The 14,752-nt window shown below is 70.3% G+C and carries 30 protein-coding genes; 17 read left to right on the top strand and 13 right to left on the bottom strand.

Features of this window, described 5'->3' with window-relative positions; translation table 11 throughout:
• Position 1 precedes the first annotated feature (1 nt).
• From DR046_RS20095 to DR046_RS20045, 12 genes are all read right to left on the bottom strand, one after another.
• Positions 2 to 445, bottom strand: coding sequence for a hypothetical protein (locus tag DR046_RS20095; RefSeq protein WP_245191029.1), 444 nt, complete (start codon positions 443 to 445; stop codon positions 2 to 4).
• 91 nt (positions 446 to 536) lie between these two features.
• Complete coding sequence (locus DR046_RS20090) at positions 537 to 893, bottom strand: HNH endonuclease (protein ID WP_115384150.1); 357 nt, start codon at positions 891 to 893, stop codon at positions 537 to 539.
• A gap of 168 nt (positions 894 to 1,061) precedes the next feature.
• Positions 1,062 to 1,691, bottom strand: coding sequence for a transcription termination/antitermination NusG family protein (locus tag DR046_RS20085; protein ID WP_115384149.1), 630 nt, complete (start codon positions 1,689 to 1,691; stop codon positions 1,062 to 1,064).
• A complete protein-coding gene (locus tag DR046_RS20080; protein ID WP_115384186.1) occupies positions 1,688 to 2,257 on the bottom strand; it encodes a hypothetical protein in 570 nt (189 codons plus the stop codon). Before DR046_RS20080 ends, DR046_RS20085 begins: the two co-directional genes overlap by 4 nt.
• Positions 2,258 to 2,434: 177 nt before the next feature.
• A complete protein-coding gene (locus DR046_RS24430; RefSeq protein WP_245191028.1) occupies positions 2,435 to 3,064 on the bottom strand; it encodes a hypothetical protein in 630 nt (209 codons plus the stop codon).
• Entirely contained in the window at positions 3,061 to 3,369 is a 309-nt protein-coding gene (locus DR046_RS20070) for a hypothetical protein (RefSeq protein ID WP_115384148.1), read from the bottom strand. Before DR046_RS20070 ends, DR046_RS24430 begins: the two co-directional genes overlap by 4 nt.
• On the bottom strand, positions 3,366 to 3,983 hold the full coding sequence (locus DR046_RS20065; RefSeq protein ID WP_115384147.1) for a hypothetical protein: 618 nt from the start codon (positions 3,981 to 3,983) through the stop codon (positions 3,366 to 3,368). The genes DR046_RS20070 and DR046_RS20065 overlap by 4 nt, the downstream gene beginning before the upstream one ends.
• Positions 3,980 to 4,867 carry a hypothetical protein gene (locus DR046_RS23325; protein WP_135227348.1) on the bottom strand — a complete coding sequence of 296 codons (888 nt, stop codon included), beginning with the start codon at positions 4,865 to 4,867 and terminating at the stop codon, positions 3,980 to 3,982. The genes DR046_RS20065 and DR046_RS23325 overlap by 4 nt, the downstream gene beginning before the upstream one ends.
• Positions 4,864 to 5,070, bottom strand: a complete 207-nt coding sequence (locus tag DR046_RS20055) for a hypothetical protein (protein WP_115384145.1) — start codon at positions 5,068 to 5,070, stop codon at positions 4,864 to 4,866. The genes DR046_RS23325 and DR046_RS20055 overlap by 4 nt, the downstream gene beginning before the upstream one ends.
• Complete coding sequence (locus DR046_RS23810) at positions 5,067 to 5,207, bottom strand: hypothetical protein (protein ID WP_167767205.1); 141 nt, start codon at positions 5,205 to 5,207, stop codon at positions 5,067 to 5,069. Before DR046_RS23810 ends, DR046_RS20055 begins: the two co-directional genes overlap by 4 nt.
• Positions 5,204 to 5,395 (bottom strand): hypothetical protein, encoded by a 192-nt coding sequence (locus tag DR046_RS20050; protein WP_115384144.1) that lies wholly within the window; start codon positions 5,393 to 5,395, stop codon positions 5,204 to 5,206. Before DR046_RS20050 ends, DR046_RS23810 begins: the two co-directional genes overlap by 4 nt.
• A 142-nt stretch (positions 5,396 to 5,537) precedes the next feature.
• Positions 5,538 to 5,792 carry a hypothetical protein gene (locus DR046_RS20045; RefSeq protein WP_115384143.1) on the bottom strand — a complete coding sequence of 85 codons (255 nt, stop codon included), beginning with the start codon at positions 5,790 to 5,792 and terminating at the stop codon, positions 5,538 to 5,540.
• A gap of 254 nt (positions 5,793 to 6,046) precedes the next feature.
• Here DR046_RS20045 and DR046_RS20040 point away from each other — a divergent pair, with 254 nt between their 5' ends.
• Positions 6,047 to 6,766, top strand: coding sequence for a WYL domain-containing protein (locus DR046_RS20040; protein WP_135227347.1), 720 nt, complete (start codon positions 6,047 to 6,049; stop codon positions 6,764 to 6,766).
• Between the two features lie 65 nt (positions 6,767 to 6,831).
• Here the strand turns inward: DR046_RS20040 and DR046_RS20035 are convergent, their stop codons facing one another.
• Positions 6,832 to 7,050, bottom strand: coding sequence for a hypothetical protein (locus DR046_RS20035; protein WP_115384141.1), 219 nt, complete (start codon positions 7,048 to 7,050; stop codon positions 6,832 to 6,834).
• Between the two features lie 86 nt (positions 7,051 to 7,136).
• Here DR046_RS20035 and DR046_RS20030 point away from each other — a divergent pair, with 86 nt between their 5' ends.
• The 16 genes from DR046_RS20030 to DR046_RS19960 all read left to right on the top strand — a co-directional run bounded on the left by DR046_RS20030 (position 7,137) and on the right by DR046_RS19960 (position 14,702).
• Positions 7,137 to 7,757: a S24 family peptidase gene (locus tag DR046_RS20030; RefSeq protein WP_135227346.1), complete on the top strand. Its 621-nt coding sequence runs from the start codon at positions 7,137 to 7,139 to the stop codon at positions 7,755 to 7,757.
• On the top strand, positions 7,754 to 8,077 hold the full coding sequence (locus DR046_RS20025; protein ID WP_115384139.1) for a hypothetical protein: 324 nt from the start codon (positions 7,754 to 7,756) through the stop codon (positions 8,075 to 8,077). Before DR046_RS20030 ends, DR046_RS20025 begins: the two co-directional genes overlap by 4 nt.
• Positions 8,078 to 8,451: 374 nt before the next feature.
• The gene (locus DR046_RS20020; protein ID WP_115384138.1) at positions 8,452 to 8,676 is read left to right on the top strand and encodes a hypothetical protein; all 225 of its coding nucleotides are present in this window, start codon (positions 8,452 to 8,454) and stop codon (positions 8,674 to 8,676) included.
• A 114-nt stretch (positions 8,677 to 8,790) separates the two neighbouring features.
• Positions 8,791 to 9,075, top strand: coding sequence for an acyl carrier protein (locus tag DR046_RS20015; RefSeq protein WP_115384137.1), 285 nt, complete (start codon positions 8,791 to 8,793; stop codon positions 9,073 to 9,075).
• On the top strand, positions 9,072 to 9,293 hold the full coding sequence (locus DR046_RS20010) for a hypothetical protein (RefSeq protein WP_115384136.1): 222 nt from the start codon (positions 9,072 to 9,074) through the stop codon (positions 9,291 to 9,293). Before DR046_RS20015 ends, DR046_RS20010 begins: the two co-directional genes overlap by 4 nt.
• Positions 9,290 to 9,517 (top strand): hypothetical protein, encoded by a 228-nt coding sequence (locus tag DR046_RS20005; protein WP_115384135.1) that lies wholly within the window; start codon positions 9,290 to 9,292, stop codon positions 9,515 to 9,517. The genes DR046_RS20010 and DR046_RS20005 overlap by 4 nt, the downstream gene beginning before the upstream one ends.
• A 29-nt stretch (positions 9,518 to 9,546) precedes the next feature.
• The gene (locus tag DR046_RS20000) at positions 9,547 to 9,948 is read left to right on the top strand and encodes a YfdP family phage-associated protein (RefSeq protein WP_115384134.1); all 402 of its coding nucleotides are present in this window, start codon (positions 9,547 to 9,549) and stop codon (positions 9,946 to 9,948) included.
• A gap of 19 nt (positions 9,949 to 9,967) precedes the next feature.
• The gene (locus DR046_RS19995) at positions 9,968 to 10,963 is read left to right on the top strand and encodes a DUF2303 family protein (RefSeq protein WP_167767204.1); all 996 of its coding nucleotides are present in this window, start codon (positions 9,968 to 9,970) and stop codon (positions 10,961 to 10,963) included.
• A 424-nt stretch (positions 10,964 to 11,387) separates the two neighbouring features.
• Positions 11,388 to 11,585, top strand: coding sequence for a hypothetical protein (locus DR046_RS19990; RefSeq protein WP_115384132.1), 198 nt, complete (start codon positions 11,388 to 11,390; stop codon positions 11,583 to 11,585).
• 10 nt (positions 11,586 to 11,595) lie between these two features.
• Entirely contained in the window at positions 11,596 to 11,928 is a 333-nt protein-coding gene (locus DR046_RS19985; protein WP_115384131.1) for a hypothetical protein, read from the top strand.
• On the top strand, positions 11,925 to 12,116 hold the full coding sequence (locus DR046_RS19980) for a hypothetical protein (RefSeq protein ID WP_115384130.1): 192 nt from the start codon (positions 11,925 to 11,927) through the stop codon (positions 12,114 to 12,116). Before DR046_RS19985 ends, DR046_RS19980 begins: the two co-directional genes overlap by 4 nt.
• The gene (locus DR046_RS23320; RefSeq protein ID WP_135227345.1) at positions 12,113 to 12,568 is read left to right on the top strand and encodes a hypothetical protein; all 456 of its coding nucleotides are present in this window, start codon (positions 12,113 to 12,115) and stop codon (positions 12,566 to 12,568) included. Before DR046_RS19980 ends, DR046_RS23320 begins: the two co-directional genes overlap by 4 nt.
• Positions 12,565 to 13,227 (top strand): hypothetical protein, encoded by a 663-nt coding sequence (locus DR046_RS19975; RefSeq protein ID WP_115384129.1) that lies wholly within the window; start codon positions 12,565 to 12,567, stop codon positions 13,225 to 13,227. Before DR046_RS23320 ends, DR046_RS19975 begins: the two co-directional genes overlap by 4 nt.
• A gap of 25 nt (positions 13,228 to 13,252) precedes the next feature.
• Positions 13,253 to 13,447: a hypothetical protein gene (locus DR046_RS19970; RefSeq protein WP_115384128.1), complete on the top strand. Its 195-nt coding sequence runs from the start codon at positions 13,253 to 13,255 to the stop codon at positions 13,445 to 13,447.
• Between the two features lie 2 nt (positions 13,448 to 13,449).
• On the top strand, positions 13,450 to 13,650 hold the full coding sequence (locus DR046_RS24425) for a hypothetical protein (RefSeq protein WP_115384127.1): 201 nt from the start codon (positions 13,450 to 13,452) through the stop codon (positions 13,648 to 13,650).
• The gene (locus DR046_RS19960; protein ID WP_245191027.1) at positions 13,647 to 14,702 is read left to right on the top strand and encodes a tyrosine-type recombinase/integrase; all 1,056 of its coding nucleotides are present in this window, start codon (positions 13,647 to 13,649) and stop codon (positions 14,700 to 14,702) included. Before DR046_RS24425 ends, DR046_RS19960 begins: the two co-directional genes overlap by 4 nt.
• Positions 14,703 to 14,752 lie beyond the last annotated feature (50 nt).

The following is a 14,752-nucleotide window of genomic DNA, read 5'->3' as shown; positions in this document are numbered from 1 at the left end:
CTCAGTGGGTCCAGCCCGGCTTCAGGTCGGGATCGTCGAGGGCCTTCTGCGCGTCCAGCCGAGCCTGCTCCTTCTTGCCGAGGATCTCTGGCGTGTCCGCTTCTTCGTCCTTGAGCCGCTGTTCCGCCAAATGGCGGTCGCGGCTCGCCTTGATCTTCTCGAGCTCCTTCAGCGCTCCGACGTTGCCCTTGTTGCCCTCGCGGGCGAGGACTTCCATCCGCCACAGCTCAAACCGCATCCGCTGCATGTCGGCGCGCTTCAGCTCGGAAAAATAATACTTGCGCAGGGTCGGCAGGCTGATCCCCAGCCCGGCCGCGATCTCTGCGGGCTTGTAGCCCATCGCCAGGCCCAGGACGACGCGGTCCGAGGCCGATTGCGACCAGCGATGCGACGGCCGCCCACGCCGGCCCGAGGGCAGCGTCGTGACGTCCCCGAACAGGTCCACGGTCAAAATCGCATCCCCCAAGAAAAAAATCTCCAGCTAGGGTCACCGCGGGTCTCAGGCTTCAAGGGGTCTGAACATTTCCACCCCCCCGTCAGCCGCGGCCTGCCCGCTCCCGCCTCTGCTTCTCGCTGTCGTGCCACTGCTTCGTCACCGACTGCAGGTTGCCCAGATCCCAGAACAGGTCCGGATCCCAATGGTGCGGCTCGATGTGGTCGACGGCGGCGCTGTTCCACGCCGGATAGGTCCCGACCAGCAGGGCGCCCGTCTGCTGGCACTGCCACCCGTCGCGCTGCAGCGCGACCAGCCGCAACTCCCGCCAGCGCGCCAGCGAGTACCAGTTCGGCCGCGACCGCTCCCGCAGGGCCAGCCGCGCCGCTTCGCCCGACGGAGGCACAAGCCGCGCCGCCGCCGGCTTGATCCGCAACGGGGTCGAACGCAGGCGCGCCATCAGACAGGCACCGAGGATGAGAGGCGAAGATTGGCTTCGGACACAGTGCGGGCGTCTCGCGCGTAATGCGCCGACCGCCCACCCGGCCGGACCAGTGGCGCGATACGCGCGAGGATCCCGGCCATGAGGCTCTTGGGGGCGGACGCTACGCGGGCGCCTGTCGATCTGTCAAGCATCATCGTCCGGTCCCATCACGTCCGAGGCGTCCAGCGCCTTCTCGATCTCCCGCCCGAAGAGCGTGAACCGGACCCGCGCGCCGCCGAGGCCGTCGACCTCGACCACCTCGCAGGGCATGTCGGCGACAGGGCCCAGGGCGAACATGGCCCGCATGCCGACCTGCAGCCGCCTGGCATGGGCGGCCCGCGCCAGCGCCTCGGCCCGTGCGTCCTGCGCAGCGTCGCGCGACCGCATCCCGTGCAGCCGCCGCAGGTCGCAGCCGCGCAGTTCGCCCCATCGCCCATCCGCCACGCGCAACGCATCCGACAGCAGCGGGAAGGCCAGCACGCGGTGCCCCACCGGGGCGCCGGGGAAGCGCGCGAAGACGAGGCCCGGCAGATAGCGCTGCTCGACCCGCCGGACGCGCCCCATCCGGCGCGCGACGCGCGACTTGACCGGATGGAAGGCGTAGACCCCGCGGGCGTCCAGCCACCGCTCGACCGCGTCCTCGCGCTGCGGCAGGCACCGCAGGGCGAACCAGCCGGGCCGGCCGGGCACGAAGATCGGCCCCCGATTGAAGACCTCGCCGCCGTCCCTCAGCTGGACCCGGGCGGCCCGTATGTCCTGCGCCATCGCGTTCATGCCCCCATCGCTCCGATCTCGGCACAGCGGGCGATCTGCGCCCGCCGGTCCCGCATCCAGGCCGCGTCCGAGGGCGCCAGCTCCTCGCCCCGCGCGTCCTCCGCTTCCAGCTCGGCCATCCGCCGGATCGCCGCGTCGGCCGCCTGCCGCGCCTGCGTCTGGGCGAAGGGGCCGGGCCACGCCCGCATCTTCCGCGCCATCTCGCGCAGCTCCGGCGCCCAGCCCTCGGCGATGGCCCGCCGCCCGATCTCGTGGGCGAAGACCGCGCGCATCAGCGGCGAGCCGGTGTCGGAGGGCGGCTGGATGTCGGCGGCCATGTCGAGGATGCGCTGCGCGATGGGGAACCGGTCCCGGTCCTTCCCGCTCGCGTTCCGCGCCGCGACCTCTTCCAGCGCGGCGAGGTTCGCGTCGGTCATGTAGGCCAGCTTGGCGCACAGGTCGCCCAGCATCGCCTCGAAGGCGTCGCGCGTCAGGCTGCCCGGCTTGGCCAGCCCGCGCCGCAGCAATCCCTCGACCAGCACCCGCCTGACCCGTGCCTCGCCCTCCGCCTGCGCCTTGCCGTCCATCGCCTTCCCCTTCTCTGCCTTGCCCGGGTTATCCACAGGCGCGCCCGCCGAATGTCGCGCGACTGTCAGTGTTCCTGTTCTTTCTCTGTCCTTGTCCCTGTCGTGCGGGACAGTCCCGAAGTGTTCCCAACTGTCCCCAGATCGTTCCGAAGTGTTCCGGGAACAGTTTGCGTGAATTCAGCGGGGCGGGCGGCGCCGATCCAGCGTCAGGACGTGGTTTGACCACGCCGCCATCCCCCGCTCGATCCAGGAGCTCGTGCGATAGCCGCAGCCCTCCGCGATCAGCCATTCGTCGATGAACAGCAGCGCGGCGTCGTTCTCGGCCAGCTTGGCATCATACCCGGCCAGGGCGCCGCGCAGCCGCAGGCGCCGGGTCTTGGCGTTCGCCGCCTCGTTGCGCGCGCGGTTGTCCTGCCGCCGTGCGACCGCTTCCAGAAGGCCCTCGAGGACGACGGGATGATAGAGGCGGACCTCGTCGCCCGATCGGCACTGGCGCCAGTTGTGAAGCGGACCCCACGGCATCGCGCAGAGCGACTCGAACCGCTCGCGGGGCACCCGGACCAGCTTCGCCAGATCGACCAGGTCGCAGGGCAGCGTGCCCTTCGGCGACTGATCGTAGGCGATGCAGAGCAGGCGCATGTGGATGCCCTGAACCTCGTCGGTCGACTTCAGGACGAAACTGGAGTTGTTCCAGCGGCGCGGGTCGAAAGCGAACCAGCTGTGCTGTTGCATCCGCTCGCCGGGCGCGATCGGGTATTCGTCGAGCTGCGCGACGTCGACAGGGCGGAGGCAATGGATCGGGGTCATCGGGGCCTCCCGTGCATCCACGGCACCAGCGCGGCGATCTCTTCCGGTACCGCGCCCATCCAGCACCGAAGGGAGTCGAACAGATCGACACCCGCGACATGCGGCGCGGCACGGACGCCCAGGGCATAGCCGTGCGACATCTCTGTCACGGCGCGGTCGTCGGGATGGTCGCGATGCGCGGTCATCAGCAGGTCCAGCGTCCCGCGCGTGCTCTGCTGCCCGGCGCGCGCGGCCATGGCCTGCGCCAACGCATGCTCCGCCCAGGGCGCCTTGAAGGGCACGGTGCGGATCTGCGGCGCGATCATGCCGCCACCGCCTCGGCCGGGCGCCGCTGGCGCCGCAGGGCCGTCGCATGAACAGAGACGGCGGTGCGCCCCGCCGCGCCCAGCAGGACGGGACCGGCGACCCGCAGCCGCGCGTCGAACAGGTACCACGCCGCGTTGTCCTTGCCCGCCACGCCGTTCTGCGCCCAGCTCACGCGCCCGATCGGCACGATGCAGGGGCAGATCGGGCGCAGCCGCTCGAAATAGCCGTTGGCGGCGACGTCCCAGGCCAGCAGCAGCCAGAGGGGCCGCACCCCGGCCAGATGGTCGATCAGCGTCGTGACCGGCGCCCCGCCCTGCCCCGGCATCGGCCAGGGCGGATTGGTCACGATCAGGTCCAGCCCGACGGCCCGGATGTCCTCCGCCGGCACGCCCAGCACGTCGGCCCGGTGGATGCCCTCGCACCGCGGCGCGATGTCGGTCGCCACGACGCAGCGGGCGCGCGGCGCCAGCGCCTCGATCAGCGCCCCGTCGCCCGCGCATGGCTCCCAGTAGCGCGCCCCGTCCGGCAGGTGCCGACGCAGCGGCGCGGCCGCCGAGGGCGGGGTCGGATAGAAGTCCCGCAGACGGCGGGCGAAGCTGGACCGCTTGCTCATTCCGCCGTCTCCGCCATCTCCGCCCGCGCGCGCTTCAGCGCGGCGGTCTGCGCCGCCCAGCTGGCATCGGGCACCAGCGCCCGGTAGCGCGCGACGACCTCGTCGCGCCCGACGCCCAGCTGCGCCGCCACCTCGGCGGCTCCCTCGCCATGCGACAGACCGTCCAGCAGGATCACGTCGCGCTCGGCTGTCCAGGAACCGGAGCGCGGCAGTCGGGGCGTCGCGACCGGGCGCGGCGCGGCCCGCGGCGGCAGGGGTCCGGGCGAGACGGTTGCCTTGGCAGACGGCGCCGGATCGGCAAGCGGAGCCTCCGAGGCCATGTCCGCCGGTTCGGCCGCCGACGCTTCCTTCCGGCCGAGCGCCACCTTGCCTGCCCGCCATTTCGACAGCTTCAGGTTCAGCGACGCCTTCGTGCGGCCGAGCGCGTCGGCCACCTGCTGATAGGTCATGCCGTCGGCGATCATTGCCAGCGCACGCTCGATCTCCTCCACCGTCCACGGGGCACCGTTGGCGGCGGGCGCGTTGTGCTTCTCGCGCGGCTTGACCGACTTCGGCGCGGGCGCGGGCTCAAGGGAAGGCTTGGGCGCGGGTTCGGGTTCTGGCTCAGGCGCCAGATGCTCGACCGGGACCGCGCAAGGCTCCACCGCCACGGCCACCGCTTCCGGGACCGGAGCAGCCACCTCGGACGCCTTCGGCAGCGCGACCAGCCCGATCGTGATCGTGACCCGGCCTTCCGCCTCGCAGGCGTCATGCTCGATCCCGGCGGCCTCCAGCGCCTCCAGCAGCCGCGCGACGCGGCGCCGGATCAAGGTCTGCGCCTCGACCCATGCCAGGTCCGCCCGCGCGGACTTTGCACTCAGCGGGATCGCCGCGGCGCCGGTCATCTGTCGCCCCCGTCCGGGATCAGGGAACGGGGGCGTTCCGCCGCCAGGCCGTCTGCCAGGGCCCGATCGGCGGAAGGGAGGACGTGGCCGGCCCCGTAGGCCAGCACGCAGAAGACGAAGCCGAGCCCGCCCAGCATCGCCCGGACGTCCCGCCGGACGCGGGCGCGGTAGACGTGATCGATGGGCAGCACCGGGCGGGTCATCCGGTCACCTCGGCCAGCGTCCAGATCAGCAGCGCCCACAGCACCGAATTGACGACGACGAGGACAAGCACAAGCAGCCCGCGCCAATTCCACCGGCGGCGCGTGGCGAAATCGATGGGCAGCACCGGGCGGGTCATCCGGTCACCAGCGGCCAGGCCTGCGCGACCAGCGCGACCGACGCGGCGATCAGGACCAGCACGGCCATCAGGATGACGATCCCGGCGACGACCAGCCCGCTGCGCGGATCGTCCCGCTCCGGCGGGGCTTCCCAGGTCGCATCCTGCGGGATCGGACGGGACGGGACGTCGGGGGGCAGCGGTGTCATTCGGACCTCTCCGTGGCGAGTCGGAAGAATTTTTCCGCCCGGCTCCGCAGCACGCGGGCCCGTGCCATCAGGTCACGGGCGCGGGCGTCGGCGCGGGTCGCGCGGGCGGCACAGAAACGGCCGCGCAGATACAGCCAGACCCTCACCGCCGCCGCTCCACCCGGGCCAGCACGACCTCGGCCCCGGCCAGCGCCATGACCTTCAGGACGACCGTCAGGCCGGGATCGTGCTCCTCGCGCAACCAGTTGCGGACCTGTCGGTCGGACACGTCGAGCAGGGGCGCGGCCACGCGGGCGATCTCCCGCTCCGACCGGCCGGGGAAGGCGCGGAACAGCAGGTCGCGGAACCATCCGCGCGCCGCCGAGGTCGAGCATTCACTTTGGGCAGGATTTTTCACGGCGCAGGCTCCATGTTGGGTCTGTGCAGAGACCCTTTTGGAACCGGAGAGAGGGATGGGGGCCGCAGCCGTCATGCTGCGGCCCCCAAGCTTGCCCGGACACTCCGGGGCTTGACGCAGAGGACGCGGTTTCGAACGGTCAATCCGCCACAGATTGGAGAACGAAGATGCCGCGAGATTTGGCTCTGCGATGGCTTTACGGGCGCGCGCCCGCCGACTTCGACCCGGCCCCGGATTGGCCCGCGCCGGTAACGATGACCCCGCTTCCGATCGAGGACGACCCTGACGAGGACGACCCGGGTCCGGTCGAACTGGATCCGATCTTCCTGCTGATCGACTATCGCGACAGCAAGGGGCAGCCTTCGCGCCGACGGATCACCTGCCGGGCCTTGGTCCGCTCCAGGGGCGGCCACCCCAGCTTGCGGGCCATCTGCCATGAACGAAGCGCAATGCGAGCCTTCCGGCTGGACCGAATCGAGGCCGTCATCGACCAGGACGGCACCGTGACGAGCATTCTCGACTTCCTCGACGAGCTCGCCATCGACATGGCCGGCATCGGCTTGGCCGCACCTGCGAAACCGAGAAAAAAGGCGACTCCCATCGTCGACACAGCGGAGGATTTCCGCCGTGCGATCATGCCTAGCGTGGTGCTGCTGACCGCCGCGGGCCGCTCGGACCATCACCTGCACGACCGGGAGATCGACGCGATCCTTGAATTCATTGAGGACGAATGGATGGAGCGTTCCGACTGCCCCGGACCCGACGGGCTGGACGCGCAGATCGAATCCTTCGCCAAGGCGATCCGCCGCCTGCGCCCCACGACCCGCGATCTCGACGTCGGAATCGAAGCGCTGAACGGCGCCAACGCAGCAACCAGGGACCGCACCATCCTTGCCTTGGCGAAGCTGGTGAAGGCCGACGGCGTCGTTTGCGAGGCCGAGGAAGAGTTCCTGCGCGAGGTAGGCTTGCTTTGACGATCCGGGCCACGAGGGTCCTCCGCCGTGGCCCGCTCTCGACGCTGCCGGAAGCTGGCACACGGTCATGCGGCGGCCTCGTCGCGGCTCGCCTCGGGAGGAGGCGGGTTGGCGGCGATGAACTCGCGGATGCGCTTCGCATCCTTCGCGTTCTGCTCCGCCCGCCGCTTGAGGCGAGCGATCAGCCGAGAGGAGCCGGTTGCGCGGACGCAGACCGTCGACGGCTTGAGCTTCGTCGCGGCGCAGTACGCCTCGATCTCGGAGATGATGTCTGGCTCGGTCATGAGGCCAAATATGGCTAATATGCCAACTTTGGCAAGGCTAAATGGCCAGTAGCGCGCTAGGTATGTTTTGGCCGATAAGCCACAACATGCCGGATACCTCATTCAGAGCGGGCTTCATGGAGGCCTTTGGAGCTTCCGGCTTAGGGATGGCTGAACTTTCTCGCCGCTCCGGGGTTTCGTACGACGCGATCAACAAGCTCAAACGTGGATCGTCCGGCAGCACCTCTGCAGAGAATGCGGAACGGCTTAAGGCGGCTCTGAGCGAATGGTGGCCCAGTTCGCACAACCAGTCCCTCGTCGCCGTCGCCGGCCGGGTCGGCGCTGGCGACCAGGTCCCGCTGGTCGACGCCTTCGAGCGCGGCGATGGCCTCTACCACGTCACCCGCCCGCCGGAGCTGCTCGGCCGATCCGTCGTCGCAGTCGAGATCGAGGGCGAGTCGATGCTGCCGACCTACGGCCCCGGCGACGTGATCTTCTACGCGCGCGAGGCCGATGGCGTGCCGAGCGAAGCTCTGAACCGGGTCTGCGTCTGCGAATGCGACGCCGGTAACGGCTGGCTCAAGATCATCCGGCCCGGTGACGGCCCGCGCCTGTTCCACCTGCGCTCGCTGAACGACACCGTGCCGACGATGACGAACGTGACGCTCCGCTGGGCCGCACCAATCCTGGTGCACCGGGCCGCAGCGGTATCAGGGAGGGCGGCATGAGCCCGATTGCTGAAAGCATCCAGATGCTCGTTGACGCGATGGAGCAGCGAGACCGGCAGATCGAGGACCTTCAGGCCCGGCACGAAGCCATGTCCCTCTTTGTATGCATGGCTTTCGCTCAGAACATCGCGCACATGCCTCGCGATGATCGAGAGGCCCAGATGGAGGACATGCAGGGCTTCCTTCGTGCCAGCCTCAGATCATCGGCGGCTGGCGACGCTGCCGCTCAATCCTCCTTCTTCGATGAAATCGAGAAGCTCGCCGAGCAGGTTCTTGACCAGGCCAACCAGATCGAACGGATGCGATCACAAAGCGACTGAGGCATCGGCGGCCGGGCGAGCGCAAACGCCGGCACCCCGTCGATCTTCAGGATTCTTTCCCTCAAGTCGTCCATGCGAGCGGCCATCCTTTCTGGATGGCCCAGCAGATCTTCTAACTGAGGCTTGAGGGCCGATAGCGGCTCGATCTCCGCGCCCCCCTCTCCGACCAGCTTCCGACCGTCACCCATCCCGTCCTCCTGACGCCGCGCCTCGCACGGGGCTTTTGCTGTTTGTGCAGTCGGTGTAGCACGTACGTGGCTAATAGGCCAAGTTCTGTCTTGCCTTTGGCTAATCTGCCAACTATCGTCCCCCCTCAAGACGCCCCCACCGAAGCGCTTCCCGACGGAGCGCAAGGGGGCGGGGAGACGCCCGCCATGACCCATTCCCTCGATTACCTCGCTCGCCGCTTCGACGAGGCCAATCTGGCGCATGTCCGGGCCGAGCTCGCGCTCGAAGCCGCGACGGTGAGCGGCGCCCCCGCCGCCGAGATCGCCCGGCTCGCCGCCCTGAGAGACGCCGCCAATGCCGCCCGCAAGGCGGCCCACACCGAATGGGCCGTCGGCTACGCCGCGGCGCACCGCATGGCGCCCGCCGCCTGACCCTGCCTCGCGCGCCGCTGGGGCCTCCTCCCCGGCCCCACCTGTCAGGCGGCGCGCAACTCGGCCGGTCGGCCCCTCCCGCCGACCGGCCCCTTTCTTCCCCGAGAGGCCATCATGCCCGACACATCACCCGACACCGCGACCCTGACCCGATCCCTCGCCCGCGACGCGGTGCTCGAGGCGCTGGTCCGCGTCCTCGACCTCCACCCCGAGCAGCTGACGGACCCCGACGCGCCCATCGACGCGCAGACCCTCTCCGACCTCAACGGCGACAGCCTCGACGCGGTCGAGATCGTGATGGATATCGAGGAACAGCTCGGCATCGAGCTCGACGACGCCGAGATCGACGACGACACCACCGTCGCCCAGCTGATCGAGATGGCCGAGGCGCGGACATGACCGCGCCCGCCATCGCCCACCCCCGGCGCGCCATCGCCATCGCCCAGGCCCGCGCTCGCGTCGCCAACCCGGACCCCAGCGACAGCCCCGGGCTGCGCATGCTCGCCTGGCAGGTCGCCAAGTCCGCGCACGGCCATTGCGTCCGCCAGACCGTCGCCACCCGCCCCGCCGCCCCGCGCGGCGACGCGGCGCCCTGCCTGATCCTGGTGCAGGGATGACCCCCCGCACGCCCCTGACCGAGGTCGAGGTCGTCTTCCAGACGTTCCACGGCGACGGTGTCTGCGTCCGCGAGACCGAGGACAGCCCCGACATCTGGCCCCCCCGGGCAGCGTGCACCGTCCAGGCCAGCAACACCCTCCTCCCGGATGCCGAGCCCCGCCGCGGCCACCCCTGCACCGTCGCCGCCCCCGCACGCCTGCTGATCGAGAAGGGACTGCTATGACCGCCCGCCACGCCCACCGGAGAGACGCCATGCCCGACGACGCACCCCGCCCCCGCGACCCCTACGCGATCCGCACGCTGGAACAGCTGCTGACGCTCTTCGACGGCGGCGACTTCGCGGAACAGACGCTGCGCAAGCACCGCGAGCTGATGATCGACCTGCGCGAGCATCTCGACCGCCACGGCACCAAGGGCTGCCAGGGCGAGGTCGCGATCACCGTCAGGTTCGCGCTCGGGAACAACGGCGATGTCAGCATGGCCGCCGAGACGAAGATCAAGCCGCCGAAGACCCCGCCGGCCACCGCGGCCAGCTACGTCGACGAGGACGGCGGCCTGACCCTCTTCAGCCCGCTGATGCGGAAGATGCAGCCGGGCCCCCGCGACGTGACCGACGCTTACGACCCCGAGACGGGCGAAGTCCGGGACGTGTGATCACCCACAGGAGATGACGATGACCGAGAGAACAGACGCGCGCGAGGTCGAGAACGTCGCGCAGACCATGCGCGACACGGTGCAGGCCCTCTATGGGACTCGCCAGATGTTTACAGGCGAAGAGGACGACACGCTGACGCAGGCGATCATTCATGCCGTGCCCGAGGGCATGCGCCTGGAAGATCTGACCGCCAAGGCTCGCGACGCCGCGCAGTTCTTCAAGCCCGCCCGCCGCCGGGGCACGGCGACGCTGGCCGATCTCGACAGCCTCGTCGGCTGGGCGATCCGCTTCAAGGGCGAGACCTCGGCGCTCTTCGCCGATCCGGACATGGAGAAGCCCAGCCTGACCTGCGTCGCGGACTACCACGCCAAGGCGCCGGCCGACGTGACGACCCCGACCGGCGACCCGAGCGCGCGGCACTGCGCCCATCGCGGCGTCTACAAGTTCCCCCTGTCGGACGAATGGAAGGCCTGGATGGCCGTCTCCGGCAAACCGCTCGACAAGGACGAGATGGGCGAGTTCATCGAGGCGAACGCGAAGGACGTCATGGACCCGACGCCCGGGATCCTCAACGGCGACACCACCTTCGACCGCGCCGACTGGGAAGAGCGCCTGGTCGAGACGGCGAAGCGGATCGAAGGCCGGTTCGGCCAGCTGACCGAGCTGCTGCGCCTGTCGAAGCAGTTCCGGGTCTACGAGGTCTCGAACCTCGAAGTCTCGACGAACCGAGACACCGGCGAAGCGGCGATCCAGTTCCTGAACGAGCACCGCGACAAGGAAGGCGCGCCGATCAGCATCCCGAACCTGATCATCGTGGCGATCCCCGTCTTCCGCGGCGGCACCCGGTTCCGGATGGTGTTCCGGTTCCGCTACCGGAAGTCCGGACCGAAAGTGTCGTTCATCCTCTCCGCCTACGATCCCGACCGCATCTTCCGCGCCGCCTTCGACGAGACCATCGCCGACGCGGCGGAGCGCACCGCGCTGCCCCTGTTCCTCGGCACGCCCGAGACCTGAAACCCGGGCCTGCGGGCCCGGCAGCCGGGGCGGTCCCGGCGACCCCGCCGCATCCTGTCGGGTAGCGGCGGGGGCATCCCAACCCCGCCGCGCCGGGGCACTCACAAGACGATCACCCGGCCGCGCGGGGCCGGGCGCACCACGGGGGGCGAGGATCCGTTATGACTGCCGACACTCCGCGACCGATTGATGAATGGCATGAAGACGACGGCGACGTTGTTTGGTGGTGCTGGAATTACGAACAGAGGGCCTGGCTTGGCGAAGCGCCTTACATCGGATCGCCTCTAGACCTCGGGCAGACGGTGGAACTTCACACGTACGAGAGTCGCCCCGCCGCGATCATCAACGTCGGCGGGTGGCCGGGTTATCATACGCATTGGACACCGCTGCCGGAACGCCCTGCCGCCCCGACCGGTACGGCGTAATGGGCCCCTGCCGCATCTGCGCCGCGCCGTGGTCGCCCTACGGCTACCGCCTCCCCGGCCCGCTCAGCGCCCGCCGCCGCCGCGGCTACGTCTGGGCCTGCCCCGATCACCGCGCCGAGGTCGAGGCCCTGCAGCGCCAGGCCACCCGCGCCGCCCCGGCCGCCAACCCTGAAGACCCGCAGGGGTCGCTGCTTTGAGAGGACGACCATGACGACTGCGACGAAGGACCGCCTCGCGGCCGAACTTCGGAAGGCTGCCGACGCATCGGGCGTCCATGCGCCGACCTATCGCGCCCTCGCCGACCGGGCCGAGACGGGAGAGTTCGACGACTACGCGGACGTGCATGTCTGCGGCCCGACCGCGCTCTACCAGGAGCTGATGCGCGCCGGCCTGAAGACGTTCGCCGGGCGGGTCGCAAATGGCGAGTTCGACGCGAGCTTCGAGGAAAGCGAGGCCTGGGCGCGGTCGCAGACCGACCCTCAGATGGTCGCGGTCATGGAAGCCATGGGCATCGCCCCGGACCGGAGCCGAGACCAGTGACGGCCCGTTTCACCCGCCGCCAGAAGCGCGACGCCATCCTGCGCGAGATCAAGATGCGGAAGCGCGTCTACCCCAGCCAGATCCGTCAGGAGCGCATGACGCAGGAGGAAGCCGACCACGAGATCGACGTGATGGAGGCCATCGCCGCCGACTATGCCGAGCCGGACCTGTTCGGGGGTGCGCGATGACAGACCGCACGCCCTACTGCCCGCCCGACCTGGATCAATGGAAAGAGTGCTGGGAGATGACATGCCGTCATTGCGCCCGCTGGCTCAACTGCGACCTGACAGAAGCGATGATCGAGCATCGGGAGGGCGGACCCTGGCCGGAAGGCGGATGGGTGACGGATCCCGGCGCCGGGGTGACGTGCCTGTCCTACCAGCCGCGCGCGACGCAGCCGCAGTTGAGCCGCCAGCAGCTTCGGCGGCTGGCACGCATGAATCCGGCGTCCCTGCCCCCTGTCTGCGGCGGATGTGCAGCGACGAAAGGGACGGACGCCAGCAAGAGCCTCCACACGCGCCGGGACTTCGACGCTTCCGTGAAGGATCGGCGCCAGTTCATGTGCCACGAACGCCCCGGCTATTGCGGCGGTTGGATCCGCGCCGTTCTGGCCCGCGCCGGGAAGCGGGTGCCAGCATGACCGCCCCCGCCCTCCGCGTCCTGATCGGCTGCGAGACGAGCGGCGTGGTCCGCCGCGCCTTCCTCGACCGCGGCCACGATGCCTGGTCCTGCGACATCCTGCCGGCCGAGGACGGGTCGAACCGGCACTACCAGTGCGACGTCCGCGACCTACTGCAGCCGGGACGCTGGGACCTGCTGGCCGTCATGCACCCGCCCTGCACTCGCCTCTGTAACAGCGGCGTCCGCTGGCTGTCCGCACCGCCGCGCGGCCGGACGCTCGACGAGATGTGGGCCGAGCTCGACGAGGGCGTGGACCTGTTCCGCGCCTGCCTCGAGGCGCCGATCCCCCGCGTTGCCGTGGAGAACCCGGTGATGCACCGCCACGCGCGCGAGCGTCTGCCCGCGGACCTGCCGAAGCCTCAGATCGTCCAGCCGTGGTGGTTCGGGGATCCGGCATTCAAGGCGACCGGGCTCTATCTCCGGGGCCTGCCACCGCTGGCGGCGACCGACCGCCTGACGCCGCCCGCCAAGGGCACCGAGGCGCACAAGCGCTGGTCCGCCGTCCACCGCGCTTCACCGGGCCCGGACCGCTGGCGCATCCGCTCCCGCACGTTCGACGGGATCGCCGCGGCGATGGCGGATCAGTGGGGCGGATATGCGATGCGGAAGGTCGCGTGATGGCCCCGCCCTGGAGGAACCCGCGATGACTAAGCTCGCCGATAGGCTCGGTCGCCTTGCGCGCCTCTGGGCGACCCGTGAGGACATTCGCCGCCTTCCGAAAGGCGCCGACCTTAGCCCCGATGTTGACCCGCGCGCGATGTATGACGCCATGCGCCGCGCCGCTCTTAGCGCGCTTGACGAGGCAATCGACTCCGACCCGCGCCCCAAGGACCGCTGACCATGCCCGCCGCCCGCGCCCGTGCCACCCAAGCCGAGATCGCCCGCGCCATCCGCGCGGCGCGGGCCGAGGGCTGTGCGGCGGTCGAGGTCTTCGGCGCCATCCGCATCTATCTGGACGCGGCGCCCGCCGGGCCGCTACCGTCGTCCGACCGGGATGGCGAGGAAGCGGCGTGCGACGAAGCGTTCGGGACGGGATCGTGAGCCTCAAGGGCGTCATCGTCCGCCGCAAGGGCGAGCGGGAATATCGCTACCTGCGCCGGGCGGGAAAGCCGCTGGTCAAGCTCCCCGCCGACGTGCCGATGGATCACCCGAAGTTTCTCGCCGCCTACGCCGCCGCGCGCACCGACGATCCGGCGCCGACGGAGCCCGGCACCGTCGGCGCGCTGGTCACGTCGGCGCTGCGCGGGGACCGCTACAAGGCGCTGTCGACCGTCTACCGCGCGACGCTGCGCCGCCACTTCGACGCGATCCGCGCGGCCTACGGGAAGGCCCCGGCGCGCGGGCTCAAGCGCCGCCACATCGAGGCCGACTTGGGCAAGGCCGCGAATGCCGCCGACCGGCTGAAGGCCTGGCGCTTCCTCGCCGCGCACGGCACCCGGGCCGGGCTGCTGGCCGACGACGCGACGCAGGGCATCGTGATCGAGCATCGCGGGCGCGTGATCGGGCATGAACCGTGGAGCGCGGACGAGATCGCCGCCTACCGCGCCCGCTGGCCGGTCGGCACCGTCCCGCGCGCCGCGATGGAGCTGCTGTTCTGGTCGGCAGCGCGGATCGACGATGGCGCGAAGATCGGGCCGGGCATGGTCGACCGCGAGGGCGTGCTGACCTTCCGCCAGCACAAGACCGGCGGGCTGGCGCATGTGCCGTGGACCTGTGCCCTTCCCGCCTACGCCGCCGGGATGCAGGCCGATCGGGACGTGATGCACGCCGCGCTCGCGCCGCTGGCCGGGCAGATGACCTTCCTCGCAACGGCGCACGGCCGCACCAGGTCGACCGCCGCGCTCGGGACGTTGATCCGGGAATCGGCGCGGGCCGCCGGAGTCGAGCGGAGCGCGCACGGGCTGCGGAAGGCGCGCGCGACCGCGCTGGCCGAGGCCGGGGCGACGACGCACCAGATCGCAGCCTGGACCGGGCACGAGAGCCTGAAAGAGGTCGAACACTACACCCGCCGGGCCGGTCGGCGCGCCGCCGTGATGGGCGAGAACGGGAACAGAACGTTGGAAACTGGACCGCGCCAGAGTGGAAACCGCTAGAAATGTCGCGGCTCAACAGTCACTTGCGGAGGGATTGGCGCGCTGGGGAG

The organism is Jannaschia formosa, assembly GCF_003340555.1.
Lineage (GTDB): Bacteria > Pseudomonadota > Alphaproteobacteria > Rhodobacterales > Rhodobacteraceae > Jannaschia > Jannaschia formosa.
The sequence above is the reverse complement of the archived record's forward strand: the minus strand, read 5'-3'. Positions and strand labels throughout refer to the sequence as shown.